The organism is Aquabacterium sp. (genome assembly GCF_034003525.1).
Classification (GTDB): domain Bacteria; phylum Pseudomonadota; class Gammaproteobacteria; order Burkholderiales; family Burkholderiaceae_C; genus Aquabacterium.
This window is the reverse complement of sequence record NZ_JAVEYN010000005.1, coordinates 13,996-29,642: the sequence shown is the minus strand read 5'-3', so window position 1 is coordinate 29,642 and position 15,647 is coordinate 13,996. Positions and strand designations below refer to the sequence as shown.

The following is a 15,647-nucleotide window of genomic DNA, read 5'->3' as shown; positions in this document are numbered from 1 at the left end:
AGCGTTGCCAGGTCGCGAGCGTCAGGGCAGCGTGATCGTGATGTTCGCCACCTGTGGCGCCAGTTGCACGATGTGATGAGCCTGGCCGAGTGAATCGGAGGTGTGCTGCCCCAGTTGCCAGCGCAAGCCGGTGTAGGCCAGCAAGGCCATCAGGCCGAAGACGGACGCCACCACCCACAGCGGCACTTCGTTCTTGAGCTGATGCTGGACGCGATCCGGTGCAGCCCAGTTGGGTGCAAAGCCGGCGCCTTGGCCCTTGATGCGGGCAATCTCGTCACCCAGACGCGCGGTCAGATAGCCGAGCTTCTCCGAGCCCTCGATGAGGTACTTGCCCTGGAAACCCAGCAGCAGGCACATGTGGAACACCTCCATGGCCTGCACGCGTGGGGCTCCCTGGCGCCGCAGCTCTTCCAGCTTCTCGAAGAATTGCTCGCCGGCCAGTTGTTCGCCAAAGAACTGCACCTGCAGTGGCAGGCGCTGCCAGGCTTCCTTGACCTTGAAGCCCGACATCAGCACCGCTTCGTCCACGGTGGCGCAGAACGCGTACTTGCAGGCGTACACGTCTTCGGCCGAAGCGTTCATGCGGGTGGCGCCACGCTCGAAAGCGGTCAGGAACTGCTTGATCCGCTCGCGAAACACCTCGGCATCGAGCGGTGCGTGCTTGCCCTTGAGCAGGAACAGCAGGTAGAAGCCGTCATACATCAGGTCGAGCAGGCTGTGTGCCTCGGAGGGGGGGGCGGCAGATGCCGTGTGCGCGGCGTGGGTGGGCGAGGGCGTGCCAAACAGCGAGGGGGCTATGGAGGAGGTCATGTGCAGGGTCCTCGGATCAGGCGTTCACGGCCACCAGCTCCAGACGGAGGTCGGGCAGGCCGGAGGGGGCATAAACGGTCAGGGCCTGGGCTTGCAGCATGCGCTCGTACAAGCTGCCGCGTGGCTCCAGGGTGAAGTAGTAGCTGCCCGGGCGAACCGGCACGGCTGCGGGCACCTGAGGGGCATGCACCAGGCGTACCCCCGGCATGGCCGACAGCACCAGCTTCTCGACGTCGTCCGGTGCGCCGATCTTGAAGCGTTGCGGCACCACCTCGACCAGTTCGGCGGGCGCCATCGTGGCACTCACCCCCAGATAAAGCTGGGTCTGCGGGTTGATCTGCTCCGCATCGAGTCGGCCCTGGTGGAAGGAGGGCTGCGTCTCGTTGAGCGCGATCGCAAAGTAACGGGTCGAGATGACCGTCTCCAGCAGCTCCCGCACGATCTGATCCAGACGGGTGAAACCCGGGCCTGGATTGAGGTGGTCGTAGGTGGGGAGGTCGGCCAGCGTGAAGGTCTTGGAAAAGGTCATCAGCGCACCGGCCAGTTCGAGCAACTTTTCGAACAGGCGCTCGGGGTGCAGAGAGGCGTGGCGCGACAGGTGCGACAAACCGGCAAAGGCCGAGCTGGCCGTGTGCAGCAGCCAGAACGAGGCCACATCGCCCGAGCGGAACTCGATGATGTTCTTGCTGGGCTCGCGGTGCATGCCGTAGAGCGCATCGACCTTGGCTTGCAGCACGTCGAGCAGGCGACGCAGGTACAGGAACAGCGACGGTGAGGACTGGATGCTCAGCGAGGGCGGCATGAAACGCCCATCCAGTTCAAAACCGCCAGTCGAGGTCTTGCGCAGACGCAGCAGGGGCAGGCTCACCAGATGAGCCCGTGGTTCACCATCGTGCAGGATGCGCGCAGACTTGCGCAGCACCACCAGCTCGGCGGCCACCGCGTCGGTGAAGCCATCGGCTGCCTGAACGGGCGAGCGGAAGTAGCGCACGGCCGTGTCCGCCTCTTGCTGCGTGCTCGCCATGTTGGTGCCGCTGGCTCGCACGGGCGCCAGGGCCAAGTGGAAGACCGCTTCGCTCGTGCCATCCTGGGTGAGGGACGACAGCGAGACCGCCGGCGGCAACTCGTCTTCCCCGGGCGCGTTGAAGAGTTCGCCATCGGGCAGCACCACCTGCAACTCCAGCAGACGCAGCATTCCGGTTTGCAGTGCGTCGGGATCCACCTTAACGTGACGAACGCCCCAGGCATAGGGGTGCAGCAGGCGTGACATCTGAGCCAGGCGCCACTCGTGATACGCGTCTTGTTGCTGGAAGTGCTGGGGGCGCAGGAAGAGGCCTTCGCCCCACAGGATTTTGGGTGACTGGATCACACGAGACCTTCTGGTGAATGGGAGCGTTGCGTCAAGGGCAAATTCAGGGGCACGTCACGGCGGCCGAGCGGACGACCTTGACAGGCTGGCCGATGGGCTCACCAGCCTGCACACTGAGGGCGCACGCGTGGGCGCCCAGTGTCAAGCCGCTGCGCTCGGCGGAGGCTGTGCTGAAAGCGTAGCGCCACCGGTTGGCCGCTGGGGCACGGAACTGGGCCACGATGCCGATGTAGCGCACCTCCCGTGGCACCTTCTCGGTTGTTTCGTAAGGCTTGCCGGGAATGAGTTGCACTTCGCGCACCGACACGAGGTCATCTCCCAGCACCTCCTTCTCCTTGGTGGCGTCGCCGAAGGTGTCAGGCGCTGCTTGCAGGAAGGCATCGGGGCTGCGCAGGCGATACAGGCGCGTGAGCAAGGCCAGTGATTGACCCTGCTCGGTGACGTTCAGGGAGAGACTGGGATGGATGCGCCAATCAATGCGACGGTCGGGCAGGGCGCTGTCGGGCACCTTGGGGACTTCCGGTGTCTCGGGCTTCTTCAAACCGGTCGCTTCCAACGCCTTCTTGCCGAGGCTGCCGAGATAGTCCATCACACCGCCACTCTCCGTCGCGCCACCACCTTCGGCGCCGAGCTCGGCCAGTTCCTTGGGTGCCATGTCGGACATGGCTGTCTTGTCGGTGGGTGTGCTGCCGCAGCCCACCAGTACGAAGGCCAACATGCCGCATGCCAAGGCACGCCAACCCTGTGTGTGTGTGTTCATACATCGCTGGCGGAGCAAGGGGTGCCCATCGCCGGCGGGTAGTGTAAGAAGCCGATGGCTATTGGGATTGCGGCTTCCCCCACAAGGAGGGGGATGGATTTGCAACGAGTTGAAAGAGTCTGTAAGTCACCCCCGAATGGGGGCAGGCGTGCCAAATGAATTCCGCTTTAATCCGCGCTGTTGATCGGGGGGTAACCCACCAGGTCGCAGTCACAAGTCATAAGGGAGTATTGGATTGACGTCGCAAAACGTACGCCGCCGCATGGGCAGCATGGTGATGATCTCGTTGTTGTCCACCTTGACAGCCTGTTCCTCAATGCAAAAGCAGGACACCGAATCTGCACAGAAGGCCCTCCGAGAGAAAGTCGATGCGCGTGTGACGGCGGCCGATGAGGCCCTGAAGCAAGGTCAGTCTCAACAGGCATTTGAACAACTGGATCAGGCCATCAAGCTGGATCCTTCGGCCAAGCAGCCCTGGGTGCGCAAGGCTCAGATTCACTTCGAAGCACGTCAGTATGGTCACGCAATCAACGACGCGCAGGAAGTGCTGCAGCGCGATGTCAACGACCTGACCGCGCAGAGCATCCTGGCCGTCAGCGGCCTGCGTGTGAGCGCCGAAGCCCTGTCGCACCTGCGCAAGGTCAATGAGGTCAAGGGCTCGACCCGCAATGAGGCCGAGAGTGTCGCCAAGCTGATCCGCGAAGCCCTGGGCGAGCCCATCCTGGTGGCGCCCCAGCCCGAAGCCGCTGCGGCATCGACCAAGCCCGTGCGCCGCGCCGTGCGTCGCGCCGCAAGCAGGACCCCGGCCGTGAGCCAGGTGACCAATGGCCAACCAGCTGCGGCCCCCGCTGCCGTGACCCGGGCCGCCCCCGTGGTCAAACCCGCGCCTGCCGCCAAGCCGGTGAGCACCACCGCCGGTCGCGCCAACCCGTTTGGCGCCTTGCAGTAATCACAGACATCAGGAAGGAGGCTGCTCATGGCCAAGAAAGACAGCGTTCAGCAACGACTGGGGCGCGTGCGTCCCCCGCGTGTTCAACTCACCTACGACGTGGAAGTGGGTGATGCCACCGAGCAAAAGGAGATTCCTTTTGTCGTCGGCGTGATGGGTGACTTTGGTGGGCAGCCTGACCCGGACAAGCCCCTGCCCAAGCTCAAGGACCGCAAGTTCGTCAACATCGACATGGACAACTTCGACGAAGTGATGGACGGCATTGCGCCGCGCGCCAGCTTCCGTGTGAAGAACAAGCTGTCGGCCGAGGGCGGTGAGTTCGGCGTGAACCTCGAGTTCAAGAAGATCGAAGATTTCCGTCCGGAGTCCGTGGTCGAGCAAGTAGAGCCGCTGCGCAAGCTACTGGAAGCACGCACCAAGCTCTCCGACCTGCGCAACAAGCTGGCCGGTAACGAGAAGCTCGAAGACGCTCTGGCCGAGGTGCTGAGCAGCACCGAGAAGCTCAAGCAGTTGAGCGCCGAAGCCCTGCAGCCTGAACAGGAGTGATGCCATGAGTGCCCAACTGCAACCCCAGACCGGTGCCCTGGTCGACAGCCTCAGCCTGCTCGACGACATCGTCGCTCGCAGCAAGGTGGCCAAGACCGACAGCGAGCACGCCCGTGCCAAGGACATCATTGGCGAGTTGGTCAAGGAAGTGCTCGACGGCACCGTGGTGGTGTCCGACAACCTGTCGGCCAACATCGATGCCCGCATCGCCGAGATCGACCAACTGATCTCGGCGCAGCTCAGCGAAGTGCTGCACGCGCCCGAGTTTCAGAAGATCGAGTCCAGCTGGACTGGCCTGCACTACCTGTGCAAGCACACTTCCACCGGCGAGCGGCTGAAGATCAAGCTGCTCAACACGAGCAAGAAGGACATCGTCAAGGACTTCAAGACGGCGATTGACTTCGACCAGTCGGCGCTGTTCAAGAAGGTCTACGAAGAAGAGTTCGGCACCTTCGGCGGCTCGCCATTCGGCGCCCTGATTGGCGACTTCGAGATTGGCCGTGGCGCCGAAGACATGTACTTCGTCGAGCAGATGTCGCACGTGGCAGCCGCGGCGCATGCTCCCTTCATCTCGGCCGCATCCAGCGAGCTGTTCGGCCTGGAAGCCTTCACCGATCTGGGCAAGCCCCGCGATCTGGCCAAGGTGTTCGACACCGTCGACTACGCCAAGTGGAAGTCCTTCCGCGAGTCGGAAGACGCGCGCTATGTGGGCTTGACCGTGCCGCGCTTCCTGGGCCGCCTGCCTTACGACCCCAAGGAAGGCCTCACGACCGAGGGCTTCAACTTCGTGGAAGACGTCGATGGCACCGATCACAGCAAGTACCTGTGGGTGAACACGGCGTACGCACTCGGCGCGCGCCTGACAGCCGCGTTCGAGACCTACGGCTGGTGCGCTGCCATCCGTGGCGTGGAGGGTGGTGGCCTGGTGGAAGACCTGCCCACCCACACTTTCAAGACCGATGACGGCGAGCTGGCCCTGAAGTGCCCGACCGAGGTGGCCATCACCGACCGTCGTGAGAAGGAGCTCAGCGATCTGGGCTTCATTCCCCTGGTGCATTGCAAGAACACCGACTACGCGGCCTTCTTCGGTGCGCAGTCGGCCCAGAAAGCCAAGAAGTACGACAGCGAGGCGGCCAATGCCAATGCAGCGCTGTCGGCCCAGTTGCAGTACATGTTTGCGGTCTGCCGCATCGCGCATTACATGAAGTCGATGATGCGCGACAAGGTGGGCAGTTTTGCCAACACGCTCGACGTCGAGCGTTATCTGCACAACTGGCTGATGCAGTACGTGGTGGATTCTCAGGACGCGTCGCAGGAAATCCGCGCCCAGAAGCCGTTGCGAGAGGCCAGTGTCGAGGTCAGCGAAGTGCCGGGTCGTCCGGGTGCGTATCGGGCGGTGGCCTTTGTGCGCCCCCATTACCAGCTGGATGAACTGTCGGTGTCGCTGCGCCTGGTTGCCGAGATGCCTCAGGGCTCGAAGTAAGCAGGTGAGCCCCCCGCGGAGCGGCGCTGACGGTGACCGCTTCCGCACTCTTCACGATACAAATCAAGGAGTGACATTCACATGAAAGACATTTACGTCAAGTTCAACAAGCCGTTGAATGGCAAGGACATCAAGGGCGAATCGCGTGACGCTGGCACGGGCCAGACGCACCCGGCCCCCTGGTTCGAAGCCACCAGCTGGCAGCATTTCATTCGCCAGCCCAAGTCCGCCACGGCCTCGACCGCCGGTGGTCACACTGCTGAGCGTTGCGAACACGGCGAAATGATCTTCACCAAAGATCTGGACATGGTCAGCCCGCAGCTGTGGGAGTCCTGCTCGGCCGGTACGCTGTATGACGACGTGGAAATCCACTTCATGCGCGCCAACGGCACGAACGACCGCGTGCTGTACCTCAAGATCCAGCTGAAGAAGGTCATCATCTCCCAGGTGGTGCCTTCGGTGGACAAGGAAGGACTGCCGACCGAGACCTTCGGTCTGAAGTACTCGGCCGTGCAATGGACTTACACCCAGCAGACCATGGACGGCAAGTCCAAGCCGGGTCAAGTGGCTTCGTGGAGCCTGGCCACCAACAAGGCCACCTTCGACGCGCCGAACTGATCGGTGTGATCGCATGAACGCACGATGTGCGTGACCGGGATGGGGCCTTGTGCCCCATCTCTTGCTTCAGGCTGTGTGAAAGATGTCTTCTGCCGTGCGCATTCGCCGCAGCGTGTTCGATCGCTTGCTGGACAACAACCCCGAGCTGCCCGAAGGGCTGATGCAGACCTGTACCGTCGAGCAATTGCGCGACGCCGTGGCGCGGGATCTGGAGAGTTTGCTGAACTCGCGTGCGGCCATCAACTTTGATGCGGTGGAGTTGGGGCCGCACACGGCCCGCTCGGTGCTGTGCTTCGGGGTGCGTGATTTCGTGGGCCGGGTCTTGTCGAGTTCCGAGGACCGTCGGCACATCAGCCGCAGCCTGTCGCACGCGATCGAGTCCCATGAACCGCGGTTGCAGAACGTGTCGGTGCAGTTCCATGACGAGCAGACCTCGCAGAGCTCCCTGGCCTTCACCATCCGCGCGATGCTGGTGGTGCGACCCACGCGTGAGACCGTGAGCTTTGATGCGGTGCTGCAGCCGTCCTTGTCCAGTTACCGGGTCATGCAGGCGCGCTTTGCGTCGGCTTGATCCTTGATGTTGTTGTATTCGTCAGGCGCTAGTCATGGATGAGTTGTTGCCCCATTACGAGAGAGAGCTGGCGTTCCTGCGCACGCGCTCGGCGGACTTTGCGCGTCGTTACCCGAAGATCGCCGGGCGTTTGCAGCTGACGGGGGATGTCGGGGACGATCCCCATGTCGAGCGGCTGATGGAGTCGTTCGCCTTCCTCAGCTCGCGCATCCACAAGCGCCTGGACGATGACTTCCCGCTGTTCACCGAGTCGCTGCTGGAAGTGCTGTATCCGCACTACCTGCGACCCTTCCCGTCTTGCGCGATTGCCTGTCTGGACCTGGGTGCGGCCGCCGGGCAGATGAGCAAGAGCGTGGTGCTGCCGCGTGGCACCCCCATGACGAGCCGTGCGGTCAAGGGGGTGACCTGTCGCTTTCGCACCACGCAAGATGTGCGTCTGGTGCCGGTGCGGGTGAGCGAGGTGTCGTTCCGCAATGCCGTGGGGGCGCCGCCCGGCAGCCGGGTGCCGGCTGGGGCGAGCTCGGTGTTGTCGATCACGCTCGAGAAGTTGTCGCCGCAGATGTCGTGGCAGGCCATCTTGAGCGAGCCCTTGAGCGTGTACCTTGATGGCGAGGCCTCCCAGGTCAGCGCCTTGCGGGAGGTGCTGTGCAACAAGGCGCTGGCCGTGATGCTGCAGTGGCAAGCGCACCATCCCTGGCAGCTGCCGCCCGCCACCGTCGATGGCCGGATGCGGCTGCCGACCTTGCGCGGCTTTGCCGACGAGGAGGCGCTGATCGACTGGGATGCACGGGCCAATCCGGCGTACCGGCTGTTGACCGAGTACTTCGCCTTTCCCGAGAAGTTCAATTTTGTGGAGCTGCCGGCCCTGAGTGTGGCGGGTGGTGCGCCGGTTGCGGGTGAAGACGAAGGGGGGCCGCGCAGTGTGGTCCTGCACATTCCCCTGCGCGAGGTGCGGGCCGACTCGGACGAGTCGCGTTTGCTCGAGACCGTGGCGGCGCACAACGTGGTGCTCGGGGCCACCCCCGTGGTCAACCTGTTCACGCAAGCGGCTGACCCGATTCGCATCACCCACAAGGCCGCCGACTACCCGGTGGTGGTGGACGCCCGCAAGGCCTATGGCTACGAGTTGTACTCGCTGGACCGGGTGTATCGCGTGCGCCAGACGACGGTCGGTGAAGCGGTGGATGAGGTGCGTCCGTTCTTCTCACTGCAGCACGATGAGCTGTGGTCCGACGAGGAGATGGGGGATGACGATTTGCCGGCCACGCTCAGTGCGGCGTGCACCCGGCAGCGTCGTGGCGGCGCACGCTGCCTGGCGTACTGGCAGTTGCAGCGTGACGAGGATGTGGCCTTGCACAGCCCCGGCTATGAGGTGTCGCTGACCTTGGTGGACGAGTCTTTCGATCCGATCCTGCCCAGCGTCGAGACCTTGTCGCTGGACGTCACTGCGACCAACCGGGATCTGCCCAGTCTGCTGGCACCGGGCACGCCCGGCGGGGATCTGTTCATGGAGGGTGGCGGGCCGGCCAAGGAGATCCGTCTGCTGCGCAAGCCCACCGCCAGCCAGCGCTTTGAGCGGGGGAGGGGGGCCTTGTGGCGTTTGATTTCGCACTTGTCGCTCAACCACCTGTCCTTGTCAGGCGGCGGCATTGACGCGCTCAAGGAAATGTTGAGGTTGTACGACCTGCCGCGCAGCGCGAGCAACCGTCGTCAGCTCGATGGACTGGTGGCGATCGAGTTCCGGCCGGCGACGGCGTGGTTGCAGGGCGAGCCCTACGCCAGCTTTGTGCGCGGGACCGAGGTGCGACTCACCGTCGACGAGGGCAGCTTTGTGGGCACGGGCTTGGGCCTGTTTGCCGCCGTGCTCGACCATTTCTTTGGCCTGTATGTGCACGCCAACAGTTTCACGAAGCTGACGCTGGTGTCGGCTCGCACACAGGAAGAGGTGTTGACATGCCCCCCGCGCAACGGCGAGCTGCCGCTGGTGTGATCGAGGAGCTGCTGCAGAACCCGCAGCAGTTCAGCTTTTTCCAGGCCGTGCGGCTGCTGGAGGGGTGGTTGGCCGAGGGCGGGCAGCCCGGGCAGGGGCTGTCGCGCCTGAACTTTCGCAACAGCCTGGCTTTGTCGTTTCCGCCCAGCGAGATCGAGTCGCTGGAGGTGCAGCGGCACGCTGAGCTCGCAGCGCCTCGCCCTGCGGGGGGTGACGCGGTGCCGGGGAATGTGGCTGAGCAGGCGCTCGATGCGGTGCTGGCGGCTTCAGGGGAAGCGGGCGACGGCGCAGCCGCCCGGTTGCCGCGCAGCCACGAGGTGGCACGCATTGACCTGACGCCAGCGTTCATGGGCTTGCTGGGCGTGACCGGTGCCTTGCCGCTGTACTACACCGAGACCTTGGCTCAACGGGAACACTTTCACAAGGACCGCGCGGCGCGTGCCTTCCTGGACGTGTTCAGTCACCGGGCGGTGGCGCTGTTCTACCAGGCGTGGCGCAAGCACCGCATGGCGGTGCAGTACGAGGGCGCGCAGCGGCAGCGATTTTTGCCCGAGGTGCTGGCCTTGGCCGGGCTGGGGCAGAAGGGCCTGCGCGAGCGGCTGCAGGGGGCTTTTGGTGGCGTGGCGGATGAGTCGCTGGCTTTCCATGCGGGGGCCTTGCAGCGTCGCACGCTGTCGGCACGGCAGTTGCAGCAGGTGCTGCAGTCTTACCTGAAGGTGCCCGTGCGAATCGAACAGTTCGTGGGGCGCTGGTATCGCCTGCCGGACGAGGCCTGGGGCCATCTGGGCGTGATCGCGGGGGGGCGGGCCGGACAGGTGCCGACCACGGGTGTGCTGGGGCGTTCGGCCATGTTGGGTGAGCGCGTCTGGCAGCGTGATCTGCGCATGCGCGTCGTGTTGGGGCCCCTGGACCGCGCCGGTCTGCGGCGCTTTCTGCCGGGTGGGCGGGGCGCGGCGGCCTTGAAGTCGTGGCTGACCATGCTCAACGGCGTGGCCCTGGAGTACGAGGTCAACCTGACCCTGCAACGCGACGAGGTGCAGGGCTGCACGCTGGGCTCGCACCGATCTCTCCATGAGGCCCGCCTGGGCTGGGACACCTTTTTACAAACCAGACCGGCCACGCAGGACCGCTCGGATGTGCATTACGACATCCATGCGGCCGCTTGAGCTGGCGTCATTTCCTTGGCTTATCCAACGCTGTCATCACCATGAGTCAGAACCTCAAGACCTTGATCTCCAAGCTCAACGACACCACGCGGCGCGCGGCCGAGCGGGCTGCCAGCCTGTGCATGGCGCGGGGGCATTTCGAGGTGGACCTGGAGCATTTCATGCTGGCGCTGCTGGAGCAGCCTCAGACCGATCTGGCGGTGCTGTGTCAGCGCTTCGAGGTGTCGGTGACGGCGCTGCAGCGTGATCTGGAAACCGAGCTCAGCCAGTTCAAGGACGGGAACACACGCACGCCGGTGTTCTCGGCGCACCTACCGGTGTTGTTGGAGCACGCGTGGCTGATCGCCTCGCTGGAGTCACACGCCGCGCGCATCCGCAGTGCGCATGTGCTGCTGGCGCTGTTGACCGAGCCGAGCTTGAGTCAGTTGGCACGTCGGGTGTCCAGCCAGTTTGCTAGGTTCAAGTTGGAAGAGCTGAAGCACCGCTTGAACGACATCACACAGGGTTCGGTGGAGGCGGCGCAGTCGGTGCGGGATGCGCAGGCGCCGGCAGCCGGTGGTGAGGCCGAACGTGAGGGGACGACGGGGGCAGCGCTGGGTGGCAAGACACCCGCGCTCGACCAGTTCACGACCAACCTGACGCAGCGTGCCCGCGAGGGCAAGGTGGACCCGGTGATTGGTCGTGACAGCGAGATCCGCCAGGCCATCGACATCCTGATGCGCCGTCGACAGAACAACCCCATTCTGACGGGTGAGGCGGGCGTGGGCAAGACCGCGGTCGTCGAAGGCTTGGCGCTGCGTGTGGCCCTGGGCGATGTGCCTGCGCCTTTGCAGAGCGTGGCCATCCATGTGCTGGACATGGGCCTGCTGCAGGCCGGGGCTTCGGTGAAGGGCGAGTTCGAGAACCGGCTCAAGAACGTGATCGATGAGGTCAAGCGCAGCCCGCACCCGATCATCCTGTTCATCGATGAGGCGCACACCATGATCGGTGCAGGCGGGCAGGCAGGGCAGAACGATGCGGCCAACCTGCTCAAGCCTGCCTTGGCGCGCGGTGAGTTGCGCACGATTGCCGCGACCACCTGGGGCGAGTACAAGAAGTATTTCGAGAAGGATGCGGCGCTGGCGCGGCGCTTCCAGGTCATCAAGGTGGAAGAGCCGAGCGAGGAGCTGGCCTGCGCGATGCTGCGGGGCATGGCGCCCTTGATGGAAAAGCACTTTGGCGTGCGTTTGCTGGACGAGGCGATTGCGGAGGCGGTGCGCTTGTCGGCGCGTTACATCAGTGGGCGTCAGTTGCCGGACAAGGCGGTGAGCGTGCTGGACACGGCGTGTGCCAAGGTGGCCTTGGGGCAGAGCGCCACGCCCGCGCGCATTGAAGAGACCCGCAAGCATCTGGAGCGCCTGGATGCGGAAGCGGCGGCCCTGTTGCGCGAAGTGGCTGCAGGTGCGCGCCATGACGACCGACTCAATGAGCTGCGCCTGACGCGCGAGTCGCTGGAGGCAACGCTGAAGGCCGATGAGGCGCGTTGGGTGCAGGAGCAGCAACTGGTGCAAGACATCCGCGTGTTGCGCGACAAACTGGAGCACCAGGCTGGTGGCCTGTCGATGGCCGAGGTGGCGCAGGGTGACGCAGCCGTGGCGGGCCAGGCGGCCGCTGTGTCTGCCTCGACGAGCCCGGCACCGACTCCGACGCCCGCTGCGACGAAGGGACGCAAGAAGTCGGGTCTGTCGGTGTTTGCCAGCGCCGATCACGAGTTGCTGGCCGCCAAGCAGGCCGAATTGGCCGCGCTGCAGGGCGAAGCCCCATTGGTGCCGATGCAGGTGGACGGCCATGTGGTGGCCGAGATCATCGCGGCCTGGACGGGCATCCCGCTTGGCAAGATGGTGAAGGACGAGATCCAGACCGTGCGCAATCTGCAGGCGACCTTGCAGGAGCGGGTGATCGGGCAGGACCACGCGCTGGCCGCCATTGCCCAGCGTGTGCGCACCGCGCGTGCCGGGCTGGAAGACCCGAACAAGCCCAAGGGCGTGTTCCTGTTCGTGGGGCCGAGCGGTGTGGGCAAGACTGAGACCGCGCTGGCGCTGGCCGACATCCTGTACGGCGGTGAGCGCAACCTCATCACCATCAACATGAGCGAGTACCAGGAAGCGCACAGCGTGAGCGGCCTGAAGGGCTCGCCCCCCGGTTACGTGGGCTATGGAGAAGGCGGCGTGCTGACCGAGGCCGTGCGTCGCAAGCCTTACAGCGTGGTGTTGCTGGACGAGGTGGAGAAGGCCCATCCCGATGTGCTGGAGATGTTCTTCCAGGTGTTCGACAAGGGCCTGATGGACGATGCCGAGGGGCGTGAGATTGACTTCCGCAACACGGTGATCATTCTGACCTCGAACGCGGGCTCGCAGCACATCATGCAGGCCTGCTTCCAGCAAGACGAGGAACTCGGTGGCGCGGTGATGAAGTCGGCTGAGGTGCTGCCGGATGCCGACACGCTGGCCGAGGTGCTGCGCCCGACGCTGTACAAGACCTTCAAGCCGGCCTTTGTGGGGCGGACCAAGGTGGTGCCGTACTACCCCTTGAACGACGATGTGCTGGCTGACGTCATCAAGCTCAAGCTCGACCGCATTGCGGCGCGTGTGAAGGCGAACCACCAGGCTGAGTTGGCTTATGACGATGCCCTGATCGACACCGTGCTGGCGCGTTGTACCGAGGTGGACACGGGCGCGCGGGCCGTGGACCACATCCTCAACGGTGCCCTGTTGCCTGAGGTGGCCGACAGTGTGCTGGCGCGCATGGCCGAAGGGCGCCCGATTCAGAAGATCAAGGTGTCGGCCGGTAAGGACGGTCAGTTCAAGTTCAAGGTGAGCTGAGAACGGCGGGTTCAGGACCGGCGCGCAAGTGGCGCGCCGTGTCAGTCCGACAGGATGAGCAGCGCTTCGTCGCGCCAGTAGGTGGTGGCGGCGTAGTAGCCCTCCCAGACGCAGCCGTTGCAGCCGCGGCCGCAGCAACTGGTGGGCTCGGGAGGCGGGGGGCGCAGGCTCAGGCCTTGCGCTTCGGCCCGCGCCTGCAGGGCGGCGAACATGGCCCGGGCAGAGGGCAGGTCGTGGAATTCGCCATCTTGCGGGTTCATGGGCGACACAGGTCTCGTCGAAACGCCCCATTTTACCGAGTCGGGCATGGCATAGTCGATTGGTGATCCAAACGCCCTTTGACCCGTCTGACACCCCTGAGATGTCCGCAGCACCGTACATGCCACCGAGCGCTGACCCCATGCTGGCGGTCTATGGCCATGCGGTGACCTGGAAGCACCTGATCCTGACGGCCGTGACCTTGCTGTTGCTGATGTGCGGGGTGGCGCTGGCGGCGGGCTGGTGGGCCTGGCAGAACCTGGCGGCGCGGGTGGTCTTGCAGGAGCAGGACGTGCAGATCCGCTTGCCCCAGGAGCTGGCGGTGGAGGCCGAGGTGAGCCGCAAGATCCAGGTGCAGGTGGACCAGACGGTGCCGTTGCGCGTGCCGATCCAGCATGATCTGGACATTGCGCTGAAGCAGGCGGTGCCGATGACCGTGAGCATCGACACGGTGGTGCCGATTCGGATGACGGTGCCGATCAAGCAGGTGATCGAGGTGGATCAGGTGATTGACCTGGATACGCATGTGCAGACCAAGGTGATGGGCATCGCGATGACCTTGCCGATCCAGGGCAAGGTGCCGGTGAAGGCATCGGTACCGATCGATCTGAACATCCCGATCCAGCATGATCTGCCGGTGGCGCTGGTTCGCACCGCCCAGGTGACGATGCAGGCGCCTTTGCGCACGCACATCGACACGGTGATCGAGACCCAGGTGCCGATCCGCCAGGCTTTGGCCGTGCCCTTGATGGCGCCGGTGAGCGCCAAGCTGACCTTCCCGCAGCCCACGGTGCAGGCGGGGTTGGACCTGATGGACCTCACCATTCCGTTCCGCTCGGTGACGCTGGGTGTGAGAGAGGCGTCGGCGCCGTGATGCCCAGCACCGTGAACGCACGAGACAGGGCCTGCGCACGATGAGCGTCCACCCCGCCACGGCTGACGCCCCGCGCGGCTGGCATCGACCGGTGCGGCCGGGTGCGTTGCTGGCTGTGACAGTGGGCTTGCTTCTGCTCTGGCTGGCTTTGATGGCGGGCGGGGTGATGTGGTTTTACGCGCACTTCGAGAGCCACATCACCGTGCGCGAGCAGGCGGTGCGGCTGCGCCTGCCGTCCGGGCTGCCGGCCCTGGCGGAGGTGTCGTCTCCTTTGACCTTGCAGGTGCCGCCCACCTTGCGAGTGCAGGTGCCTGTGCGCCAGGAGGTGCCGGTGACCTTGCAGGACAGTGTGCACGCGCGGGTGCGTCTGGCCACGACACTGCCGGTGTCCACGGAGGTGCAAGTGGCGCACGAGGTGGAGGTGAACACGGTGGCGCGCTTGCATGCGCCGGTGCACCGCTGGTTGCCTGCGCTGGATGTGACGGTGCCGGTGCAGATTCGTTTACCGGTGCGCTTGCGGGTTCCCGTGAAGACGAAAGTGCCGCTGGACCTGGACCTGGCGGTGAGCGGCGAGCTCAATGAGACCGTGCGGGTGCCGGTGGACACGGTGATGGCGCTGCGGCCTCAGGTGCGGAGCGACATCGTGGCGCAGATGCAGTCGCAGACCGCGTTCCGGCTGTTCGGGCCGCAGGAGCCGGTGCCGATGACGATCACGGACACGCGCTTGCGTCTGCCGTTTGACCTGGCCTGGATCACCACCCAGGCAGGATTCGTCAAGGCGCCTTGACGCACGCCTTTATTGGGCGTCGGCCGTCGGTGGGGGCGCCAGGGCCGCGGGTTCGTCGTCCTGGAGCACCTTCAGGGCTTCCTGGCACCAATGCACCCAGCTTTGCTCGTACATGATCCCGGTCTGCAGGATCAGGTGCTGGATGCGGGCCTCGCGGGTGAGAACCTGCTCAGCCGGGAAGTCGCGGGTTTCGATGGCGCGGTAGGCAGCGAGCTTGGTGCTGTGCAGGGCCAGTCGGCGCTCGATCTCGGCATGCAAGCCCAGAGGGCCGATGACGGCGTCGGCGCGCAGGCGCACCATGAACTCGTCGCGCATGTCCACGAGAGGGGCGGGCTCGCGGGCCCAGCGTTCCAGTTCGGTGCGGCCGGCGTCGAGCACGCGGTAGATCTTCTTGCGGGTGCGGCCACCGTCAGGGGCGGCTTCCGATGCGATCCAGCCGGCCTTCTCCATGCGGGCCAGCTCACGGTAAATCTGCTGGTGGGTGGCGCGCCAGAAGTAGCCGATGGACTTGTCGAAACGGCGGGCGAGGTCGTAGCCTGAGGACGATTTTTCCAGCAGGGACGTCATCAAGGCGTGGGAGAGCGACATGGCGCCAGTCTACGTCC

General features: G+C 64.8%; 15 protein-coding genes. 10 read left to right on the top strand and 5 right to left on the bottom strand.

Annotated elements, in window-relative coordinates:
- Positions 1-21: 21 nt before the first annotated feature.
- The 3 genes from icmH to tssJ are packed head-to-tail and all read right to left on the bottom strand — an operon-like array spanning position 22 to position 2,897.
- A complete protein-coding gene (gene icmH / locus RBT42_RS04540; protein ID WP_320362684.1) occupies positions 22-810 on the bottom strand; it encodes a type IVB secretion system protein IcmH/DotU in 789 nt (262 codons plus the stop codon).
- Positions 811-826: 16 nt separating this feature from the next.
- Positions 827-2,179 carry a type VI secretion system baseplate subunit TssK gene (tssK, locus tag RBT42_RS04535; RefSeq protein WP_320362683.1) on the bottom strand — a complete coding sequence of 451 codons (1,353 nt, stop codon included), beginning with the start codon at positions 2,177-2,179 and terminating at the stop codon, positions 827-829.
- A 43-nt stretch (positions 2,180-2,222) separates the two neighbouring features.
- Positions 2,223-2,897 (bottom strand): type VI secretion system lipoprotein TssJ, encoded by a 675-nt coding sequence (gene tssJ, locus RBT42_RS04530; protein WP_320362682.1) that lies wholly within the window; start codon positions 2,895-2,897, stop codon positions 2,223-2,225.
- Positions 2,898-3,255: 358 nt separating this feature from the next.
- Here tssJ and RBT42_RS04525 point away from each other — a divergent pair, with 358 nt between their 5' ends.
- The 8 genes from RBT42_RS04525 to tssH all read left to right on the top strand — a co-directional run bounded on the left by RBT42_RS04525 (position 3,256) and on the right by tssH (position 13,123).
- The gene (locus tag RBT42_RS04525; RefSeq protein WP_320362681.1) at positions 3,256-3,888 is read left to right on the top strand and encodes a hypothetical protein; all 633 of its coding nucleotides are present in this window, start codon (positions 3,256-3,258) and stop codon (positions 3,886-3,888) included.
- A 27-nt stretch (positions 3,889-3,915) separates the two neighbouring features.
- The gene (gene tssB, locus RBT42_RS04520) at positions 3,916-4,434 is read left to right on the top strand and encodes a type VI secretion system contractile sheath small subunit (RefSeq protein ID WP_320362680.1); all 519 of its coding nucleotides are present in this window, start codon (positions 3,916-3,918) and stop codon (positions 4,432-4,434) included.
- Positions 4,435-4,438: 4 nt separating this feature from the next.
- Positions 4,439-5,917, top strand: coding sequence for a type VI secretion system contractile sheath large subunit (tssC, locus tag RBT42_RS04515; protein WP_320362679.1), 1,479 nt, complete (start codon positions 4,439-4,441; stop codon positions 5,915-5,917).
- A gap of 81 nt (positions 5,918-5,998) precedes the next feature.
- On the top strand, positions 5,999-6,535 hold the full coding sequence (locus RBT42_RS04510) for a type VI secretion system tube protein Hcp (RefSeq protein ID WP_320362678.1): 537 nt from the start codon (positions 5,999-6,001) through the stop codon (positions 6,533-6,535).
- Positions 6,536-6,617: 82 nt separating this feature from the next.
- Positions 6,618-7,106: a type VI secretion system baseplate subunit TssE gene (tssE, locus tag RBT42_RS04505; protein WP_320362677.1), complete on the top strand. Its 489-nt coding sequence runs from the start codon at positions 6,618-6,620 to the stop codon at positions 7,104-7,106.
- Positions 7,107-7,140: 34 nt separating this feature from the next.
- Positions 7,141-9,096 carry a type VI secretion system baseplate subunit TssF gene (tssF, locus tag RBT42_RS04500; RefSeq protein WP_320362676.1) on the top strand — a complete coding sequence of 652 codons (1,956 nt, stop codon included), beginning with the start codon at positions 7,141-7,143 and terminating at the stop codon, positions 9,094-9,096.
- On the top strand, positions 9,060-10,262 hold the full coding sequence (gene tssG, locus RBT42_RS04495) for a type VI secretion system baseplate subunit TssG (protein WP_320362675.1): 1,203 nt from the start codon (positions 9,060-9,062) through the stop codon (positions 10,260-10,262). The genes tssF and tssG overlap by 37 nt, the downstream gene beginning before the upstream one ends.
- 41 nt (positions 10,263-10,303) lie before the next feature.
- Positions 10,304-13,123: a type VI secretion system ATPase TssH gene (tssH, locus tag RBT42_RS04490; RefSeq protein WP_320362674.1), complete on the top strand. Its 2,820-nt coding sequence runs from the start codon at positions 10,304-10,306 to the stop codon at positions 13,121-13,123.
- A gap of 41 nt (positions 13,124-13,164) precedes the next feature.
- On the opposite strand, the gene RBT42_RS04485 is transcribed toward tssH, so the two are convergent.
- Positions 13,165-13,383 carry an oxidoreductase-like domain-containing protein gene (locus RBT42_RS04485; RefSeq protein WP_320362673.1) on the bottom strand — a complete coding sequence of 73 codons (219 nt, stop codon included), beginning with the start codon at positions 13,381-13,383 and terminating at the stop codon, positions 13,165-13,167.
- Positions 13,384-13,484: 101 nt separating this feature from the next.
- Between RBT42_RS04485 and RBT42_RS04480 the strand changes: the two genes are divergently transcribed.
- Together RBT42_RS04480 and RBT42_RS04475 are read left to right on the top strand one after the other, a co-directional pair.
- A complete protein-coding gene (locus RBT42_RS04480; RefSeq protein WP_320362672.1) occupies positions 13,485-14,255 on the top strand; it encodes a hypothetical protein in 771 nt (256 codons plus the stop codon).
- Positions 14,256-14,295: 40 nt separating this feature from the next.
- A complete protein-coding gene (locus RBT42_RS04475) occupies positions 14,296-15,042 on the top strand; it encodes a hypothetical protein (protein ID WP_320362671.1) in 747 nt (248 codons plus the stop codon).
- Between the two features lie 9 nt (positions 15,043-15,051).
- On the opposite strand, the gene RBT42_RS04470 is transcribed toward RBT42_RS04475, so the two are convergent.
- Positions 15,052-15,630 carry a PadR family transcriptional regulator gene (locus RBT42_RS04470; protein ID WP_320362670.1) on the bottom strand — a complete coding sequence of 193 codons (579 nt, stop codon included), beginning with the start codon at positions 15,628-15,630 and terminating at the stop codon, positions 15,052-15,054.
- Positions 15,631-15,647: the final 17 nt, after the last annotated feature.